This window comes from Gilliamella sp. LMG 34361 (assembly GCF_984569075.1).
Window position 1 is genome coordinate 481,398 of record NZ_OZ474903.1, and the last position, 16,290, is coordinate 497,687.

The 16,290-nt window shown below is 35.1% G+C and carries 15 protein-coding genes; 9 read left to right on the forward strand and 6 right to left on the reverse strand.

What is annotated here, in order from left to right; translation table 11 throughout:
* Nucleotides 1-205 precede the first annotated feature (205 nt).
* Nucleotides 206-757 (reverse strand): YagU family protein, encoded by a 552-nt coding sequence (locus tag AC5LXI_RS02390; RefSeq protein WP_493443365.1) that lies wholly within the window; start codon nucleotides 755-757, stop codon nucleotides 206-208.
* Nucleotides 758-1,099: 342 nt separating this feature from the next.
* On the opposite strand from AC5LXI_RS02390, the gene AC5LXI_RS02395 reads away from it, so the two are divergent.
* The 6 genes from AC5LXI_RS02395 (at nucleotide 1,100) to AC5LXI_RS02420 (ending at nucleotide 7,584) form a co-directional block, all read left to right on the forward strand.
* A complete protein-coding gene (locus AC5LXI_RS02395) occupies nucleotides 1,100-2,452 on the forward strand; it encodes an Nramp family divalent metal transporter (protein ID WP_493443366.1) in 1,353 nt (450 codons plus the stop codon).
* 258 nt (nucleotides 2,453-2,710) lie between these two features.
* A complete protein-coding gene (gene recN, locus AC5LXI_RS02400; protein WP_493443367.1) occupies nucleotides 2,711-4,375 on the forward strand; it encodes a DNA repair protein RecN in 1,665 nt (554 codons plus the stop codon).
* A gap of 49 nt (nucleotides 4,376-4,424) precedes the next feature.
* Nucleotides 4,425-5,654: a bifunctional phosphopantothenoylcysteine decarboxylase/phosphopantothenate--cysteine ligase CoaBC gene (coaBC, locus tag AC5LXI_RS02405; RefSeq protein ID WP_493444234.1), complete on the forward strand. Its 1,230-nt coding sequence runs from the start codon at nucleotides 4,425-4,427 to the stop codon at nucleotides 5,652-5,654.
* On the forward strand, nucleotides 5,638-6,096 hold the full coding sequence (dut, locus tag AC5LXI_RS02410; protein ID WP_493443368.1) for a dUTP diphosphatase: 459 nt from the start codon (nucleotides 5,638-5,640) through the stop codon (nucleotides 6,094-6,096). Before coaBC ends, dut begins: the two co-directional genes overlap by 17 nt.
* 2 nt (nucleotides 6,097-6,098) lie before the next feature.
* Complete coding sequence (gene slmA, locus AC5LXI_RS02415; RefSeq protein ID WP_493443369.1) at nucleotides 6,099-6,686, forward strand: nucleoid occlusion factor SlmA; 588 nt, start codon at nucleotides 6,099-6,101, stop codon at nucleotides 6,684-6,686.
* Nucleotides 6,687-6,747: 61 nt separating this feature from the next.
* Nucleotides 6,748-7,584: a mechanosensitive ion channel domain-containing protein gene (locus tag AC5LXI_RS02420; protein ID WP_493443370.1), complete on the forward strand. Its 837-nt coding sequence runs from the start codon at nucleotides 6,748-6,750 to the stop codon at nucleotides 7,582-7,584.
* Nucleotides 7,585-7,634: 50 nt separating this feature from the next.
* Here the strand turns inward: AC5LXI_RS02420 and cysE are convergent, their stop codons facing one another.
* Both cysE and AC5LXI_RS02430 read right to left on the reverse strand, forming a co-directional pair.
* Complete coding sequence (cysE, locus tag AC5LXI_RS02425; RefSeq protein WP_493444235.1) at nucleotides 7,635-8,396, reverse strand: serine O-acetyltransferase; 762 nt, start codon at nucleotides 8,394-8,396, stop codon at nucleotides 7,635-7,637.
* Nucleotides 8,397-8,575: 179 nt separating this feature from the next.
* The gene (locus AC5LXI_RS02430) at nucleotides 8,576-9,811 is read right to left on the reverse strand and encodes an oligosaccharide MFS transporter (RefSeq protein ID WP_493443371.1); all 1,236 of its coding nucleotides are present in this window, start codon (nucleotides 9,809-9,811) and stop codon (nucleotides 8,576-8,578) included.
* 195 nt (nucleotides 9,812-10,006) lie between these two features.
* Here AC5LXI_RS02430 and AC5LXI_RS02435 point away from each other — a divergent pair, with 195 nt between their 5' ends.
* A complete protein-coding gene (locus AC5LXI_RS02435) occupies nucleotides 10,007-11,011 on the forward strand; it encodes a LacI family DNA-binding transcriptional regulator (protein WP_493443372.1) in 1,005 nt (334 codons plus the stop codon).
* Between the two features lie 35 nt (nucleotides 11,012-11,046).
* On the opposite strand, the gene AC5LXI_RS02440 is transcribed toward AC5LXI_RS02435, so the two are convergent.
* On the reverse strand, nucleotides 11,047-12,516 hold the full coding sequence (locus tag AC5LXI_RS02440; RefSeq protein WP_493443373.1) for a glycoside hydrolase family 32 protein: 1,470 nt from the start codon (nucleotides 12,514-12,516) through the stop codon (nucleotides 11,047-11,049).
* A gap of 267 nt (nucleotides 12,517-12,783) precedes the next feature.
* Between AC5LXI_RS02440 and AC5LXI_RS02445 the strand changes: the two genes are divergently transcribed.
* Both AC5LXI_RS02445 and AC5LXI_RS02450 read left to right on the forward strand, forming a co-directional pair.
* On the forward strand, nucleotides 12,784-13,743 hold the full coding sequence (locus AC5LXI_RS02445) for a PfkB family carbohydrate kinase (RefSeq protein WP_493443374.1): 960 nt from the start codon (nucleotides 12,784-12,786) through the stop codon (nucleotides 13,741-13,743).
* A 4-nt stretch (nucleotides 13,744-13,747) separates the two neighbouring features.
* Nucleotides 13,748-14,308 carry a sugar O-acetyltransferase gene (locus tag AC5LXI_RS02450; RefSeq protein WP_493443375.1) on the forward strand — a complete coding sequence of 187 codons (561 nt, stop codon included), beginning with the start codon at nucleotides 13,748-13,750 and terminating at the stop codon, nucleotides 14,306-14,308.
* Nucleotides 14,309-14,329: 21 nt separating this feature from the next.
* Here AC5LXI_RS02450 and ispC read toward each other — a convergent pair whose 3' ends face one another.
* Together ispC and deoR are read right to left on the reverse strand one after the other, a co-directional pair.
* On the reverse strand, nucleotides 14,330-15,508 hold the full coding sequence (gene ispC / locus AC5LXI_RS02455) for a 1-deoxy-D-xylulose-5-phosphate reductoisomerase (protein ID WP_493443376.1): 1,179 nt from the start codon (nucleotides 15,506-15,508) through the stop codon (nucleotides 14,330-14,332).
* Between the two features lies 1 nt (nucleotide 15,509).
* Entirely contained in the window at nucleotides 15,510-16,271 is a 762-nt protein-coding gene (gene deoR / locus AC5LXI_RS02460) for a DNA-binding transcriptional repressor DeoR (RefSeq protein ID WP_065613725.1), read from the reverse strand.
* Nucleotides 16,272-16,290 lie beyond the last annotated feature (19 nt).

A 16,290-nucleotide genomic window follows, 5' to 3' on the forward strand; every position in this document is an offset into this window, starting at 1 on the left:
CATTAACAATATTATTATTGCAATTAAATAAAAATATCATTGCTCAGCACGGGTTGAACAAAAAATAATGTTATCAGTGCTGACAGCATGGCTAGGTTAATCTGGATGTTTAACCTAAATAAATGTTAAAAAATATAATTAATATACTTAAGATTAGCAATCCTTCTATTTTTTATTAGAATAGAAGGATTGTAGAATAGGTTAATTATTCACGCCATTCACCATAGATCGGTCTTGAAAAGTGAGCTAGCACAGCAATCATACAGATCTCGATTGATACGCCCCAATAAATATGGCCTAAGATTTCACTCCACAATTCATAGCCGTTTAAATTCCATAACCAGCCAACAGTACCCTCTGGATCATAAACTGGATTACGGAAGCCTAATAATGGAATAAAAAAACCATGCATAACAACAGTAATAATCAGACCATAAAAAGCACCATACCAAAGTCGAATTTTATTCCAAAAAAAAGCAATAAATACATAAACAAAGGCAAAAGCAAAACTAAATAGCCAGTGATAAAGTGTTACGGCACCTAAAACACGGGTTCCTTGATAAACATAATCAAGGGAGTGCGAATTAATACCCAACCAACCAAGCCAAGCATCAATATGTGCCGCTGGTGGTGAAATTTCACCGGGAACTCGAGGTGGCATATTAACTTCAGATCCCCATTTGACTAATGAACTGATAAAACCACCAATAATTGTTGTCCAGATGATAATTTGACGATTTGTTTTATTTCCAAACATTTAAGTTATTCCTTACTATATTTAATAGATTTGAAATTAAATAGCCAATAGTATAAATAAAATAAGTTCTATCTAAGTTTAAAAGAACGTTTTATATATTAAAATTAGATTGCTCAGCATAACTTTTGGGGTGGACTAATATAGCTTTAATCAGTCATAATGGTTAGATGTCGACATACCGATTTATAGACTAATTACGGTTAAATAATATACGCCTTTAAATCTAAATAATACACATTATCCCGATCATAATTTTTAAAAACACCTAAAATGATTATTTTAATTGATAATGATTCTCATTATCATATATAATGGCAATATATCAATTTTGAGGTTTTAATTATGTTGAAAATATCCACAGTAAGTTTGGAAGAGATCAATAATACTGTTCATATTCCCGATCCGAATGCGAGTTTTCTTCGAAAACTGTGGGCTTTTTCTGGTCCGGGGGCTTTAGTGGCGGTTGGTTATATGGATCCCGGTAACTGGATCACCTCAATTCAAGGCGGTGCGCTTTATAGTTATTTGCTGCTATCAGTGATATTAATCTCTAGCTTGATAGCCATGTTATTACAGGCCATGTGTGTCAAAATCGGTGTAGTCACCGGCATGGATCTTGCTCAAGCAACTAAATCAATGGTGGGTAGAAAAGTAGCATTTTGTTTATGGATATCGACTGAATTAGCAATTATAGCAACCGAAATTGCCGAAGTTATTGGTAGTGCTGTTGCCTTGAACCTGTTGTTTGATATTCCATTATTGATTGGTGTTTTATTAACGGTTTTTGACGTTGTTATACTGTTAATTTTAATGCGGTTTGGTTTTAGAAAAATAGAAGCGATCGTCTTTTGTTTAATTGCGACGATATTTATTATCTTCACTTATGAAGTGTTAAGAGCTTCACCGGCATTAAGTGACATTATAAATGGTTTTATACCAAGGACTGATATTTTTACTGCGTCAATTAAAGGACATGATTCAGCATTGGTTATTGCGCTAGGGATTGTTGGTGCGACTGTTATGCCACATAATTTGTATTTGCATTCATCTATCGTTCAAACTAGAAAATATGATAGAAACAATCGAACTAGCTTAAAAGATGCGATTAAATATGCCACCATTGATTCCAATATACAGTTGTCATTTTCGTTTATCATCAATTGTCTATTATTGATTCTTGGCGCCGCCCTTTTTTATGGCAATAATCCTGATGATCTTGGTCGATTTACGCAACTTTATGAGGCTTTGAAAGATCCACATATGGTTGGCCCGGTAGCTAGCTCGATTATGGCAACATTATTTGCTGTGGCGTTACTAGCCTCAGGTCAGAATGCCACTATTACCGGCACATTAACCGGGCAAATCGTGATGGAAGGGTTTATTCATCTCTCTATTCCCCTTTGGGCTAGACGAATGATTAGTCGAGGATTGGCAGTGACTCCGGTAATTTTATGTATCTATATTTGGGGAGATAAGGAAAATATTGTTGAGAATTTATTAATCTATACTCAGGTCTTTTTAAGCATTGCTTTACCGATATCAATGGTACCTTTAATTTTAGTTACTTCAAATAAGAAAATCATGAAAGAGTTTGTTAACAGTAAACTAACATTCGTTTTGGGGTGGATAGCAACTATTGCACTTGTAATTTTAAATCTGCAATTAATTTATGAAGTTATTAGCTCATTATATTAATTAGTTATTGATTAAAGTCATTGAGATTTTTTAATCAATGACTTTTTTCTACCCCAATTAATTATTCACAGTTGGTTTTTTGCTTATCTATTAAAAAATGAGTGAGCGCTAAAAACTCGCGAAAACCTAGTTAGCACAATAACTCGATTAAATACAGTAAAATAAAATGGTTATTTTATTTAAAAAGCTGTATTTATTTACAGTATTTTTATTGATATACTCGCATTAATTTTAATCAGCTGCATGTATTTAATTATAATGATAACTCAACTTACTATTAATAATTTTGCTATTGTCGATCAGTTATTAGTTGATTTTACAACAGGAATGACGGCAATTACGGGTGAAACAGGCGCAGGTAAATCGATTGCGATCGATGCTTTAGGGCTTTGTTTAGGAAATCGTGCTGATGCTTCAGCCATTCGCAATGGTACAAATCGGGTAGATATTTCAGCGAGCTTTGTTCTTGATGATAATACCCCAGCAGCATACTCGTGGTTAACCGAAAATCAACTTGATGAAGGTAATGAATGTATTTTAAGGCGAGTTATTAATCAAGATGGGCGTTCTAAAGCATTTATTAATGGCCGCGCTGTGCCTATTTCGCAGTTAAAAGATTTAGGACAAATGCTAATTCAAATTCATGGACAACATGAACATCAACGTTTATTACGAAGTGATTATCAAAAAATTTTACTTAATCATTATATCAATGAGCCCGCATTATTGGCACAAATGCAGCAAGCTTACAAGCAATGGAAATCTGCAAGTCGAGCATATCAGCAATACCTCTCTTCCAAACAGGAGCGAGATGCTCACGTTCAGTTATTGCAATATCAATTAAAAGAGTTAAATGAATTTTCACCAATTGAAGGTGAATATCAACAAATCGATGAAGAATATAAAAAGTTATCAAATAGTGAACAGTTAATTAATCTTAGTCAACAATCTATTATGCTATTAGATGAAGCAGACGAATATAATGTTAGCAATATGCTCAATAATGTTAAACAGAGTATTGATGATCTAGTAACATTAGATCCGTCGCTAAATGGTGTTTTAGTAATGTTAGAAGACGCCTCTATTCAAATTAAAGAAGCTAGCTATGAATTACGTCATTATAGTGAAAGCTTAGAACTTGATCCGGCTAGAGTGATGCAACTTGAACAACGATTATCAAAGCAAATTGCTTTAGCGCGTAAGCATCATGTTTCTCCTGAGGCGTTACCTGAGTTACATCAAAATTTATTAAATGAGTTTAAACATATTAATCAACAAGATGAACAGAGTGAACAATTAAAAGAAGAGATTAAAAAGTATCAACAAATTGCGGTAGAACTTGCCAGAAAACTGCATCAAAAACGCTTAACCGTAAGTAAAACGTTAGCTAAAAAAGTCATGGCCATTATGCATGAATTATCTATGCCAAACGGTCAATTTTGTATAGATGTCGTGTTTGATGAAAATCGATTGAGTGAAGATGGTGCCGACCAAGTTTCTTTTTTAGTAAGTACTAATGCTGGGCAGGAGGTGCAGCCTTTAGTAAAAGTTGCCTCTGGCGGTGAATTATCACGTATGGCACTTGCAATACAGGTTTTAACCGCGCAAAAAATGGATACGCCAGCGTTGATTTTTGATGAAATTGATGTCGGTATTAGTGGACCGACTGCGGCTAAGGTCGGGCAGTTATTAAGGCAACTTGGTGAATCGACGCAAGTCATTACTGTGACGCATTTGCCACAAGTTGCCGGCCAAGCTAATCAACACTATTTTGTTAGTAAACAAACGAATGGTAAACAAACATCGACAGATATGCAAAGATTAGATAAAAATGGACGTTTAAATGAGCTTGCTCGGTTGTTAGGTGGGGATAAAATTACTGATGCAACACTTGCCAATGCGAAAGAGTTACTTATTATCTAATTTAATTATGGTAATATAACGCCTTTAATTGGGATCGGAGAATAACGAGATCATGAGTTTATCTGGTAAACATATTTTATTAGGGATAACGGGTGGTATTGCTGCTTATAAATGCCCTGATCTTGTCCGTCATCTAAAAAAAGCGGGTGCACAGGTACGTGTAGTAATGACTGAATCAGCGAGCCATTTTGTCACGCCAATGACACTGCAAGCGCTAACTGGTAATGCAGTATCAAGTGATTTATTCGATCCTTCTGCCGAACTTTCGATGAGCCACATTGAATTAGCCAAATGGGCTGATTTGCTAATAATAGCCCCTGCTACAGCAAATATTATAGCAAAAATGGCAAATGGTATTGCTGATGACCTTTTATCGACCATTTGCCTTGCAACACCCGCTAAGATCGTCATTACGCCAGCGATGAACCAACAAATGTACAAAGCAGCGGCAACTCAACAGAATTTAGCGACTTTAGCTTCACGTAATACCTTAATTTTAGGTCCCGATGATGGTTTTCAAGCTTGTGGTGATTTTGGGCCAGGGCGAATGGTTGAACCTGCAACCATTGTAAGTCATGTTGAGTACTATTTTTTAGCAAATTCAACTCTTGCTGGAACTGAAATTACTATTACCGCTGGCCCAACCATTGAAGAGCTTGATCCAGTGCGTTATATCAGCAATTACAGTTCAGGTAAAATGGGCTATGCTATTGCTCAAGCTGCCGCTGAATTGGGAGCAACAGTAAATCTAATTAGTGGACCCGTTAATTTAGCGACGCCAAATAATGTAAATCGCATTAATGTAAAAAGTGCTAATGAAATGTATGATGCAGCATTAAAGCATGCTAAAAAATCATCGATTTTTATCTCTTGCGCGGCTGTTGCTGATTATCGAGCTGAAACGATTGCTAAGAAAAAAATTAAAAAAACCGATGATAATAATGAACTTGTTATTAAATTGGTTAAAAATCCTGATATTGTTGCCAATATTGCTGCATTAAAGAAAGGTCGCCCATTTGTGGTAGGCTTTGCCGCTGAAACCAATAATATTAAGGCTTATGCCCTTAAGAAGTTATCCACTAAAAAATTAGATTTGATTTGTGCTAATGATGTGTCAGACAAGAATATTGGCTTTAATTCTGATCAAAATGCATTAACCCTTTATTGGCAAAATGGTGAACAAACGTTACCATTAAGCAGTAAACAACAACTAGCAAAAGAATTGCTTCAAGTAGTTATAACACGATATAAAGCGAGTCATGATGAAAAGAAAAATTGATATTAAAGTATTAGATAAACGTTTAGGTAACGAGTTTCCATTGCCAACTTATGCAACCGAAGGTTCAGCAGGTATTGATTTAAGAGCGATGTTTGATAAAACAACTGAAATCAAACCGGGTGAAACAATCTTAACTCCAACCGGCTTATCAATGCATATTGCTGATCCATCTTTAGCGGCATTAGTGTTACCACGTTCAGGACTTGGTTCAAAAAACGGTATTGTACTTGGTAATTTAGTTGGTTTAATTGATTCTGATTATCAAGGTCAATTATTTGTGCCAGTTTGGAATCGAAGCCAAACTCCATTTGTTATTGAACCTGGCGATCGTATTGCTCAATTAATTATTGTGCCAGTCGTGCAAGCAGAATTCAATATTGTTGAAGATTTTGTTGAATCAGCACGTGGTGAAGGTGGATTTGGGCATTCAGGTAAGAAATAATCGTGAGTAGCAAAAATAAAAATCGTAAAGAAGATATACTCCAAGCATTAGCAACTATGCTTGAATCCAATGAAGGAACACAACGGATAACCACAGCTAAATTAGCAGCAACGGTTGGAGTTTCTGAAGCGGCATTGTATAGGCATTTTCCAAGTAAGACAAAAATGTTTGAAAGTTTAATTGTTTATATTGAAGACATTTTGCTTTCTCGTATTAATGTAATTTTGCAAGATGAACCAAAAACATTTATGCGACTTCAACTTATTTTGGCTTTAATTCTTGGTTTTTCTGAAAAGAATCCGGGACTGACAAGAATTATGACCGGACATGCATTAATGTTTGAACAAGATCAATTACAAGAACGAATTAGTCAATTGTTTGAACGCATTGAAACGCAGATAAAGCAAGTTATACGGGAAAGGAAGATTCGTGAAGGCGTGGCCTTTACCACTGATGAGCGTATTTTATCTAGCCAGTTACTGGCTTTTTGCGAAGGAATGATGGCACGCTATTCTCGTTCTGGTTTTAAATATCTACCAACAACAAATTTTGAAACCCGTTGGGCTTTATTAGCCAAACAATTAATTTGAACCTATTTAATTGCAATTATTCACTTAACTATTTCTGTTATTTTTTACAGAGGATAATTTCATGAATTTTGAAAATATAGCAAACCGAATTTGGTTGTTTATTGAGAAATATGATGGGGTGGTAATTAGTTATATTGCCCATTTTTGTTTTGCCATTGTTATTTTTTTCATTGGTCGAACCATTGCTAAATTTGTTGCTCGCCAACTTCGAAGAATTTTAACTAATCGTCATGTTGATCCAACGGTAGTTAAATTTGTTAGTTCTTTATCTTATTACGCCATTATTGTTATGACATTAGTTGCTGTGTTAGGGCAACTTGGTGTGCAAACAGCATCGATTGTTGCGGTAATTGGTGCAGCTGGCTTAGCAGTAGGTTTAGCTTTACAAGGTTCATTGTCAAACTTTGCAGCAGGCGTGATTTTAATTATTTTTCGCCCTTTTAAAGTAGGGGAAACCGTGGTTATTAATAATCAAAAAGGGGATATTGATTCAATTCAAATTTTTTCAACCACTATTGTCACACCAACAAATGAAGTAGTGGTTATTCCAAACGGCCAAGTAGTTAGTGCAAATATTATTAACTATACTCGCTTGCCAGAAAGGCGTTTAGATTTGGTCGTTAATGTGGGGTATGATTCAGATATTCAAAAAGTCTATCAAGTATTAAGTGAGGCCGTAAATAAAACCGATAATATTTTAAAGAGTAAAGCGCCAACTATTCGTCTAGATTTGCTCGATGCTTCATCCATGAATTTTAATGTTTTAGTTTGGACGTTAAATGCTAATTACGGATCAGTTAAAGCGGTATTACTTGAAAATATTAAAAATGGGCTAACTGAAAATGGTATTAATATTCCATACCCAACTATGGATATAAATCTTAATAACCAGTCCTAAATTTCAATATGGTATTCCGTTGGCAATCAGCAACGGAATCACCTACTAGATCAGATATCTTGATCCATGTTTAATGCTGGTTTATCACAATCAGGGCAACCAACAACTTTCGCAGGAACACCAGCAACTGTGGTATGCTCCGGAACGGGCTCTAAAACGACTGAACCAGCACCGATTTTAGCACCTTTACCGATTTCAATATTACCTAAAATAGTTGAGTGGGCACCAATCATTACACCTTCGCGAATTTTAGGGTGACGATCGCCATTTTCTTTTCCGGTTCCACCTAATGTGACTGATTGTAAAATGGAAACATCATTTTCAATAACTACGGTTTCACCAATGACTATCCCTGTTGCATGATCAAACATAACACCACAACCAATTTTAGCTGCTGGATGGATATCAACGCCAAAAACAATGGCAATTTGGCTTTGTAAGAAGGTTGCTAATGATTTACGATTTTGTTTCCATAGCCAATGCGCAATTCGATAAGCTTGTAGTGATAGAAAACCTTTATAATAAAGTAGTGGTGTTGAATAGTAATTGGTTGCTGGATCGCGAATGTAAACAGCAAGTATATCGGTAATAGCCGCATAGATAATGTTGTCATCTGCCAGATAGGCTTGTCTAGCAATTTCACGAATTTCCATTGCAGGTACAACTTGAGTCGCTAGCTTGTTAGCAAGAATGTAACTTAATGCATCACCTAAATTCTCATGATTAAGTAACGTTGCATGGAAATAACTCGCTAACATTGGCTCACTTTCAACGAGCTTGGATGCTTCTTGTCGGATTGTTTGCCATAACATATCAGGTTTAATTACTTTTTTGCTCGTATTCACACCAAATACCTATATCGATTTAAATGTTAGTCTTAATAGTTTATATTGTTTCGCAAACCAAGAATAGAAGCAAGCTTTCTCTACTGAGATTAAAAAATGGGAACAATTTGTTCCCATTTTTATAACTTAACTGAACGATTGTATAGTTATTTTTCTACTTTTTGCTTATTGTCACTTAACGTAAATGTTGCGATAAATAGAATGACAAATACTATTGCGGCAAGAATATAAAAAGTGGTTGAATATCCAGTATTATCAAATAATTTACCGACCATCCATGACAATACAATTACCCCAACATTGGATGAAATATTAAATCCAACTAAATATAAAGTAGATGACAGTCTCGCATCAAAGTTAGCAACAGCATATTTAAATACCGCTAAAATAAATAATGGTGTTTCAATTGCATGGAAAAGTTTAACGAATGAAATTAGATAAACATTATCTAAGGTTGCTGATAAGGAGATTCGACAAACCATTACCAAAGCAGCGGTTAGTAATGCCTTTTTAGCGCCAATTTTGTTAATAAAATAAGGGGCTAAAATCATACAAGCTGCTTCTAAAAAGACTTGAAAGGAATTTAAATATCCATAAACTTGATAGCCATTTTCAGGTTTATCAAAGAAACTGGTGTAAAAATTTGGAAATAGTTGCTGATCATAAATGGTGTAAAAGCTATTAGTTCCAATTATAAAGAAGACAAATAACCAAAACTTTTTCATACCAAATAGTGAGAAAATTTCACTCATGGTTGGGATGGTTGGCTTTTGTACTACTGCTTTACCGTTTTTTGAAAATTGTTGTTTAGGTTTGAAAATTAAATTGATAGTGAAATAGATAGCTGCAATGCCAGATGCCATCCAAAAGTTAATATGTGGGTCGATACCAAATAAAATCCCAGCAACAAAAGTTGCAGCGGCATAACCAAATGATCCCCAAAATCTTGCAGGACCAAATTCAAAGCCAAATAATCGACTAATTCGCTCGATAAATGAGTCAATCAAAGCACATCCAGAAATAAAACCTGCACTTAAAACCGGAGCACCAATACAAACGCCCAAAATAAAATCATTTCGTAATAAAGGCTCATAGACATAGATTAAAAACGGACCAATGAGTAGCATAATAATACTTTGGAAGGTAATTACTGCTTTGCCTATCTGCAATTTATCTTGGATAATGCCATAAAAAATCATAAAAAACATGGCGGCAGCAGAGTTAGCAGAATAAACAACCCCTAATTGTTCACCAGATAAACCAATTTGACTTTTTAGCCAAATGGCATAAAAAGACCACCAAAGTGACCATGCAGCATAAAAGGTAACAAGGTAGCCTGATGAGAACCAATAATTTCTATTTTTTATCATATCTATATTCATTTTTATTCTCTTTTATTGTCGAAGTTTAACGTTAACATGTTAATGTTAACATTATTGTCATAATTGGAATAAAATAGAAACAATCAATTGTCATAAATGTTACTTACCTCACACTTTTTATCATTTTTATTTGTGGTATCATCACACTAAGTAAAAATTAATGATTATTTTAATGTTGAGCAAAAGGATTAAACTATGGCTTCACTAAAGGATGTTGCTAGATTGGCATCAGTTTCATTGATGACGGTATCTCGAGCAATCAATAATCCTGAGAAACTAAATAAAGAAACCTATAAAAAAGTGAAGAAAGCTATTGAGACGCTTAATTATGTACCGGATTTATCGGCACGCAAGATTCGAGGAGATGGTTCTGGTCCTCATGCTATTGGTGTGCTGGCATTAGAAACCGCAACGACACCGTTTTCAGTCGAATTACTTCAGGCAATAGAAAAAACCGCCCAGCAACATGGTTGGAATACGTTTATCGTTAATTTATTTGATGATAAGGATGCTGATCATGCGATGAATACCCTTTTATCTTATCGACCCAATGGCATTATCTATACCACCATGGGATTAAGAAAAGTTCAACTTCCCGATAAATTACTTAGTAAAAATGTGGTATTAGCAAACTGTATTAGTGATTCAGAGCAGCTAGCTTGTTACATTCCAGATGATTATGCAGGTCAATATCAAGCGATGCAAAATGTGATAAATAAGGGTTACAAAAGACCTTTATGTATCTATTTATCAGAAAATACCTTAGCTGGTAAGATTCGGCGTAAAGCTGCTGAACAAGCGTGGTTAGATGCAGGTAATGATTTAAATGATATGAAGAGTTATCATACCTCGATGTCACCTGAAAACCTTGCTTTAGAATATATGATGACGATTGAAATTTTGGCAAAGCACTGTATTAAAAAACCGGATTTTGATGTATTAGTTTGTGGTAATGACCGAATCGCCTTTGTAGCTTATCAATTTTTACTTGGTAAAGGTTTTCATATTCCTAAGGATGTTGCAGTGCTTGGTTATGACAATATGGTTGGTACCGGTGAACTTTTTTATCCTTCGCTAACGACCGTGCAATTACCTCATTACGAGATAGGTCAAAAAGCAGCCTTGCATATTATCAATGGTGAAAATGAAAAAAACATTATTCATATACCATCACCTTATTTAGAAAGAGAATCTTTATAACAAAAAACCACCATGCCTGGTGGTTTTTTAATAAACTATTCATAAATTGATTTTAATTGCCAGCTATCCAATTTGGTTATTTTGGCTTGTCCATTTTCGGCAAATAAGTTAATTACTCTTTTTGCGGGTAATTTAGGGTAAATACGGCTTGAAAGACTATATAAATCTTTGTTGACGAAAACTTCGACTGATGAAGCATCGACAAAAATATGCAGTGACAGCTTTTTAGTTTTTGGTAAGGGCACGCTTCGATAACCTTTTAAGTCAATTCCAGAAAGACTTCGATCGAGAATAATACGGTTAGCTTGTTGGTCAATATACAATAATGTCGCTTGTTTACCATCTGGCGTTGCAGCAAGTTGTAAGCCAAAACGCTCAGCATTACTATTGGTTAAATCAATTTCAACATTAAGTTCACAACTGATTGATTCAATTTCGGTATTTTTTAATTCACTATTTAATTCAATAGTAGTCAATGATTTTGGTTTTTCACGAAGCTCAGCTAGCTCTTTAATTGGTCGATTACGAACTCTATTTTGGCCATCTAGAATTAATTCGCGTGGTAAAGTAAAGGCCCCCATCCACTTATCGTGTTTACTTGGCATTTTTGATTCCCACATATCCATCCAACCAAACATAATACGGCGACCATCAGCCGCAAGGAATGATTGTGGTGCATAAAAATCGTGCCCAAAATCCATCTCTTGGAACGATTTAACTACTGAGAATGGTTTACCCGGTTGCCAATCACCGACAATATACCCTGATTGGAACCGATTTCGATATTGATAACCTTTTGCCTGCATACCTTGTGGTGAGAACATTAATATCCATTTATCGCCTAACGGGAAAAAGTCTGGACATTCAAGCATATAAACATCTGGATCAATATCACTAATAAGTACCTGATCGAATTTCCAATCTTTCAAATTAGTTGAATGATAAAGTAACACTTGACCGACATCATTAGTTTCTCGTTGGCCAACTACCATCCACCATTTACCATTTTGTTGAAAAACCTTTGGATCACGAAAATGCATAATCCCTTCTTTAGGAGTAAGTACCGTGCCATGCTTTTTAAAATTGACACCGTCTTTACTTGTGGCAAGGCATTGGGTTTCTCGGATATGTTCATCATTACCTTGACCATTTAACCAGATGTGGCCAGTGTAAATTAAGCTTAATTCGCCGTTATTATCGACGGCTGAACCTGAAAAACACCCGCTTTTGTCATAATCATGATCTGGTGCAATAGCAATTGGTAACCTTCGCCAGATAATAAGATCATCACTTACTACATGTCCCCAATGCATTGGTCCCCAATTTTCATTATAAGGATGGTGTTGATAAAAGGCATGATATTGTCCTTTATAATAGACTAAACCATTTGGATCGTTCATCCAACCAGCTTGAGGTGATAAATGGAAATGAGGATAATATTGTTTATTCATTTCTTTTTCTAATTTTTTTACTGCTTGATTAGCTTTATCAATTGCATTTGTCATAACATTCCCTTCTTTCATCATGAGTTAGGTTAATATGATTACATACTACATTAAATTAATTGTTAACGTTAACTTATAATGAAATAAACGTTAAAATATGTGATGATAGTCACATATTTTTAACGTTAACAACAATTTTTTTTATAAATGACTTAGTTTATTGCTAATATTGACTATCAACATATCAGCCAATTAGTGTTCAATGAACTAATTTAAGTATGCTGAATTAATAATTCAATCCTGTTCAACGATAATATGAGTGACAAAATGAATAATACAAAAGTATGGTCTCTTGGTGATGCTGTTATTGATTTATTACCATTTGGTGAAATGAATTATCGAGCTTGTGCTGGTGGTGCTCCTGCAAATGTTGCTATTGGTATTGCTAAGTTAGGTCTTCCTTCAGGTTTTATTGGTAGAGTTGGTAATGACCCATTTGGGCATTTTATGGAAAAGACTTTTGGTGAATATCATGTTGATTGCCAAAGTCTTGAAAAGGATGATGAACATAGAACCAGCACTGTTGTTGTTGATTTAGGCGAAAATGGCGAACGAAGTTTTACCTTTCTTGTTTCATATTCTGCTGATCAATTTTTATCTGAACAAGCACTTCCCGATTTTAATCAGGACATTCTGCATTTTTGTTCTTTAGCGTTAGTAGGATCAACTTGTCGACAAACATTAAAAGCCGCTATTGAAAAACTGACTGCCAAAAATGGCTTAATTAGCTTTGATATTAATTTGCGCGAACAAATGTGGCAGAATAAAAATGAAATGCGCACTATTATTACCCAATTTTGCCACGATGCAGATATTCTTAAGCTTTCAGATGAAGAGTTATTCTGGTTGACTGAAAGCCAAAATTGGCATGTAGCACTTAATAAGCTTCAACAACATTATAATGCACCACTTAAATTAATTACTAAAGGTAAAGACGGTAGTATTGTGTTATGGCAAGGCAAAACGTTTAGTTTTGACTCTTTCCATGTTAATAGTATTGATACAACAGGCGCTGGTGATGCATTTGTTGCTGGATTGCTTAGTAGTATTGCTTCATCAGGGATGCCGGAAGATAAATTAATGTTAGAAAGTATGATGACGATAGCCAGTGCTTGTGGGGCATTGGCTACTACCAAAAAAGGAGCATTAACCGCCTTACCGGATAGTGCATTTTTACAGTCATTTATTAGTGATAATCCTGCACTAATTGCAAAACAGATGGGATAGCAATATGACTGAAAAAGAGAAAATGTTAACAGGGTTACTTTATAATCCTTGCATTAATGAGCTTGAAACGGAGCGGCTTTATGCACAAGACCTTTGTTTTGAGTTAAACCAACTACCACCGTCAGCTGCACATAAACGGCAACAACTTTTAAAAAAATTATTGGGTAAAACTACTGAGCAATTTACTATTATGCCCGGTTTTCAGTGTGATTATGGCTACAATATTGAAATTGGTGAGAATTTTTTTGCTAATTTTAATTGCATTATTTTAGATGCAGCCAAAGTAACCTTTGGTCATAATGTACTTGTGGCGCCTAATTGTGGCTTTTATACCTCAGGTCATCCACTTGATAGCCAAACACGAAATAGTGGTTTAGAGTTTGCCAAACCAATAACAATCGGTAATAACGTTTGGATTGGTGGTAATGTTATTGTATTACCAGGGGTTACAATTGGTGATAATAGCGTTATTGCTGCTGGGAGCATTGTCGAACGTGACATACCTAGCAATGTTATCGCCATGGGCACACCTTGCCGGGTACATAGAAAATTAGAAGCGCAATAATATTAAACGTTTGAGGTATTGCTATAATTTTAAACAGGACTTTCTTGACCATAGATCAATAGCAAATACTTCTTCGATCGTTGTTGGTTGAGGAAAATTAAGAGTTTCTAAAACCTTTGATACTTGTTTAGCAATATCCATAAAGCCGATTTTGTTTTGTAGAAATGCTTCTACAGCAATTTCATTCGCTGCATTAAGTGCCGTAGTGGCAGCTTGTCCTTGATTAAATGCATCAATTGCCAACTTTAAACAAGGATAGCGATTAAAATCGGGCTGAGTAAAAGTGAGTGATGAAATTTTAGTAAAATCTAAAGCAGGAATAGTTGATGAAATTCTATCAGGATAAGACATTGCATAAGCAATTGGCGTACACATATCTGGAATGCCGAGCTCGGCAATCACACTGCCATCTTGGTAACGAACCATCGAATGTATGATTGATTGAGGATGAATGATAATTTCCATCTCTTCTTCACTGGCATTAAACAGCCAACGAGCTTCAATATATTCTAGTCCTTTATTCATCATGGTAGCTGAATCGACAGAGATTTTCTTACCCATTGACCAATTAGGATGAGCAACCGCTTGTTCAGGCGTAACTGTGGTTAATTGATTTAACGGTAAATCTCGAAATGGTCCTCCTGAACCGGTTAGGACAATTTTGGTGATGCCATAATCGGCTAAATTAGCAAATCCTAAATTTTGTTGAACTTCTGATGGGAGGCTCTGAAAGATTGCATTGTGCTCACTATCAACTGGTAATAATTGTGCTCCATATTGTTTAACTGCCTGCATAAATAAATGGCCACAAGTTACCAAAGATTCTTTATTCGCTAACAAAATCCGTTTGCCTTTTTTAATGGCGGCAAGGGTAGGTTTTAATCCTGCAGCCCCGACTATAGCTGCCATTACCATATCTACTTCAGTAAGCTCTGCTAAATCGCATATAGCTTGTTGACCATGAAATACTTCAATATTTAATTTTAGGTCTACGAGATTTTTTCTAAGTTGCTGTGCTGCTTCTTCATCAGCCATTGCGACATAATTTGGCCTAAATTCCAAACATTGTTCAGTCATTTTGCCAACATTCTGCCCACCAGTTAAAGCAAATGCTTTAAATAAATCTGGATTTTGTCGAATAACGGCCAAAGTGCTGCAACCTATTGAACCAGTTGAGCCTAAAATTGTGATATTTTTCATATTAGTAAATTAAACTTATGTTGTTTTCATTAAAAAAAGAGACAAATCTCTCATCGGGCAGTTTATCAGTAATTATCTGATCGAACAAAGTCAATTCACTAATAAATGCCGGCTTTATTTGATTAAATTTAGTATGATCGGCAATCAATATTTTTTGCGCTGATTTTTTCATTGCTTGTTGCTTCATATCTAATTCTTCAAAATGATAACAAGTTACTCCTTGTTGCAAATCAATACCTGCTGCTGAAATAAAGGCTTTATTCGGACAGATAGAATCTAACTGGTTGGATTGATGTAAACTTGTAAAGATAGCATTATTTGGTTGGAATTGACCACCGCATAAAATGATCTTACATTTAGGTTTATGTTGTAGTGCCAATAAACTATTTAATGAATAACAGATAGCAGTAAATGCAATATCATTATCTATTGCATTAATGATAAAAGGCATGGTGGTGCCACAATCAAAAAATATTGTATCGTTTTCATTGATAAATTGACTAACAAGTTTTGCAATATAAGCTTTTTCTTCAACTTGCTTATCCTGCTGATCTGAAACGAAATACTTTGCGATTGAATGACGATCTTCATTGACAATATAGCCACCTAAGACAATTAATGAGGAGGGGCAATTGTTAAGATCACGCCTGATAGTCATTTCTGACACTGCTAATTTTTCTGCCGCTGCTTTTAGGTGAATCTTGTCAGTGTTTTTTAGGATTTCAAGGAGTTCATTTATTCTTTTTTGTGGTTGAGTTTCCATTGTTTTTCCTAAATAACAA

What these genes read in the sequence shown, in the direction of transcription:
- recN (WP_493443367.1), top strand. Translation starts at nt 2,711, where the DNA reads ATGATAACTCAACTTACTATTAATAATTTTGCTATTGTCGATCAGTTA.
- AC5LXI_RS02390 (WP_493443365.1), bottom strand. Translation starts at nt 757, where the DNA reads ATGTTTGGAAATAAAACAAATCGTCAAATTATCATCTGGACAACAATT.
- AC5LXI_RS02395 (WP_493443366.1), top strand. Translation starts at nt 1,100, where the DNA reads ATGTTGAAAATATCCACAGTAAGTTTGGAAGAGATCAATAATACTGTT.
- dut (WP_493443368.1), top strand. Translation starts at nt 5,638, where the DNA reads ATGAAAAGAAAAATTGATATTAAAGTATTAGATAAACGTTTAGGTAAC.
- AC5LXI_RS02445 (WP_493443374.1), top strand. Translation starts at nt 12,784, where the DNA reads ATGAATAATACAAAAGTATGGTCTCTTGGTGATGCTGTTATTGATTTA.
- cysE (WP_493444235.1), bottom strand. Translation starts at nt 8,396, where the DNA reads ATGTTATGGCAAACAATCCGACAAGAAGCATCCAAGCTCGTTGAAAGT.
- AC5LXI_RS02450 (WP_493443375.1), top strand. Translation starts at nt 13,748, where the DNA reads ATGACTGAAAAAGAGAAAATGTTAACAGGGTTACTTTATAATCCTTGC.
- AC5LXI_RS02435 (WP_493443372.1), top strand. Translation starts at nt 10,007, where the DNA reads ATGGCTTCACTAAAGGATGTTGCTAGATTGGCATCAGTTTCATTGATG.
- ispC (WP_493443376.1), bottom strand. Translation starts at nt 15,508, where the DNA reads ATGAAAAATATCACAATTTTAGGCTCAACTGGTTCAATAGGTTGCAGC.
- deoR (WP_065613725.1), bottom strand. Translation starts at nt 16,271, where the DNA reads ATGGAAACTCAACCACAAAAAAGAATAAATGAACTCCTTGAAATCCTA.
- AC5LXI_RS02430 (WP_493443371.1), bottom strand. Translation starts at nt 9,811, where the DNA reads ATGAATATAGATATGATAAAAAATAGAAATTATTGGTTCTCATCAGGC.
- AC5LXI_RS02420 (WP_493443370.1), top strand. Translation starts at nt 6,748, where the DNA reads ATGAATTTTGAAAATATAGCAAACCGAATTTGGTTGTTTATTGAGAAA.
- AC5LXI_RS02440 (WP_493443373.1), bottom strand. Translation starts at nt 12,516, where the DNA reads ATGACAAATGCAATTGATAAAGCTAATCAAGCAGTAAAAAAATTAGAA.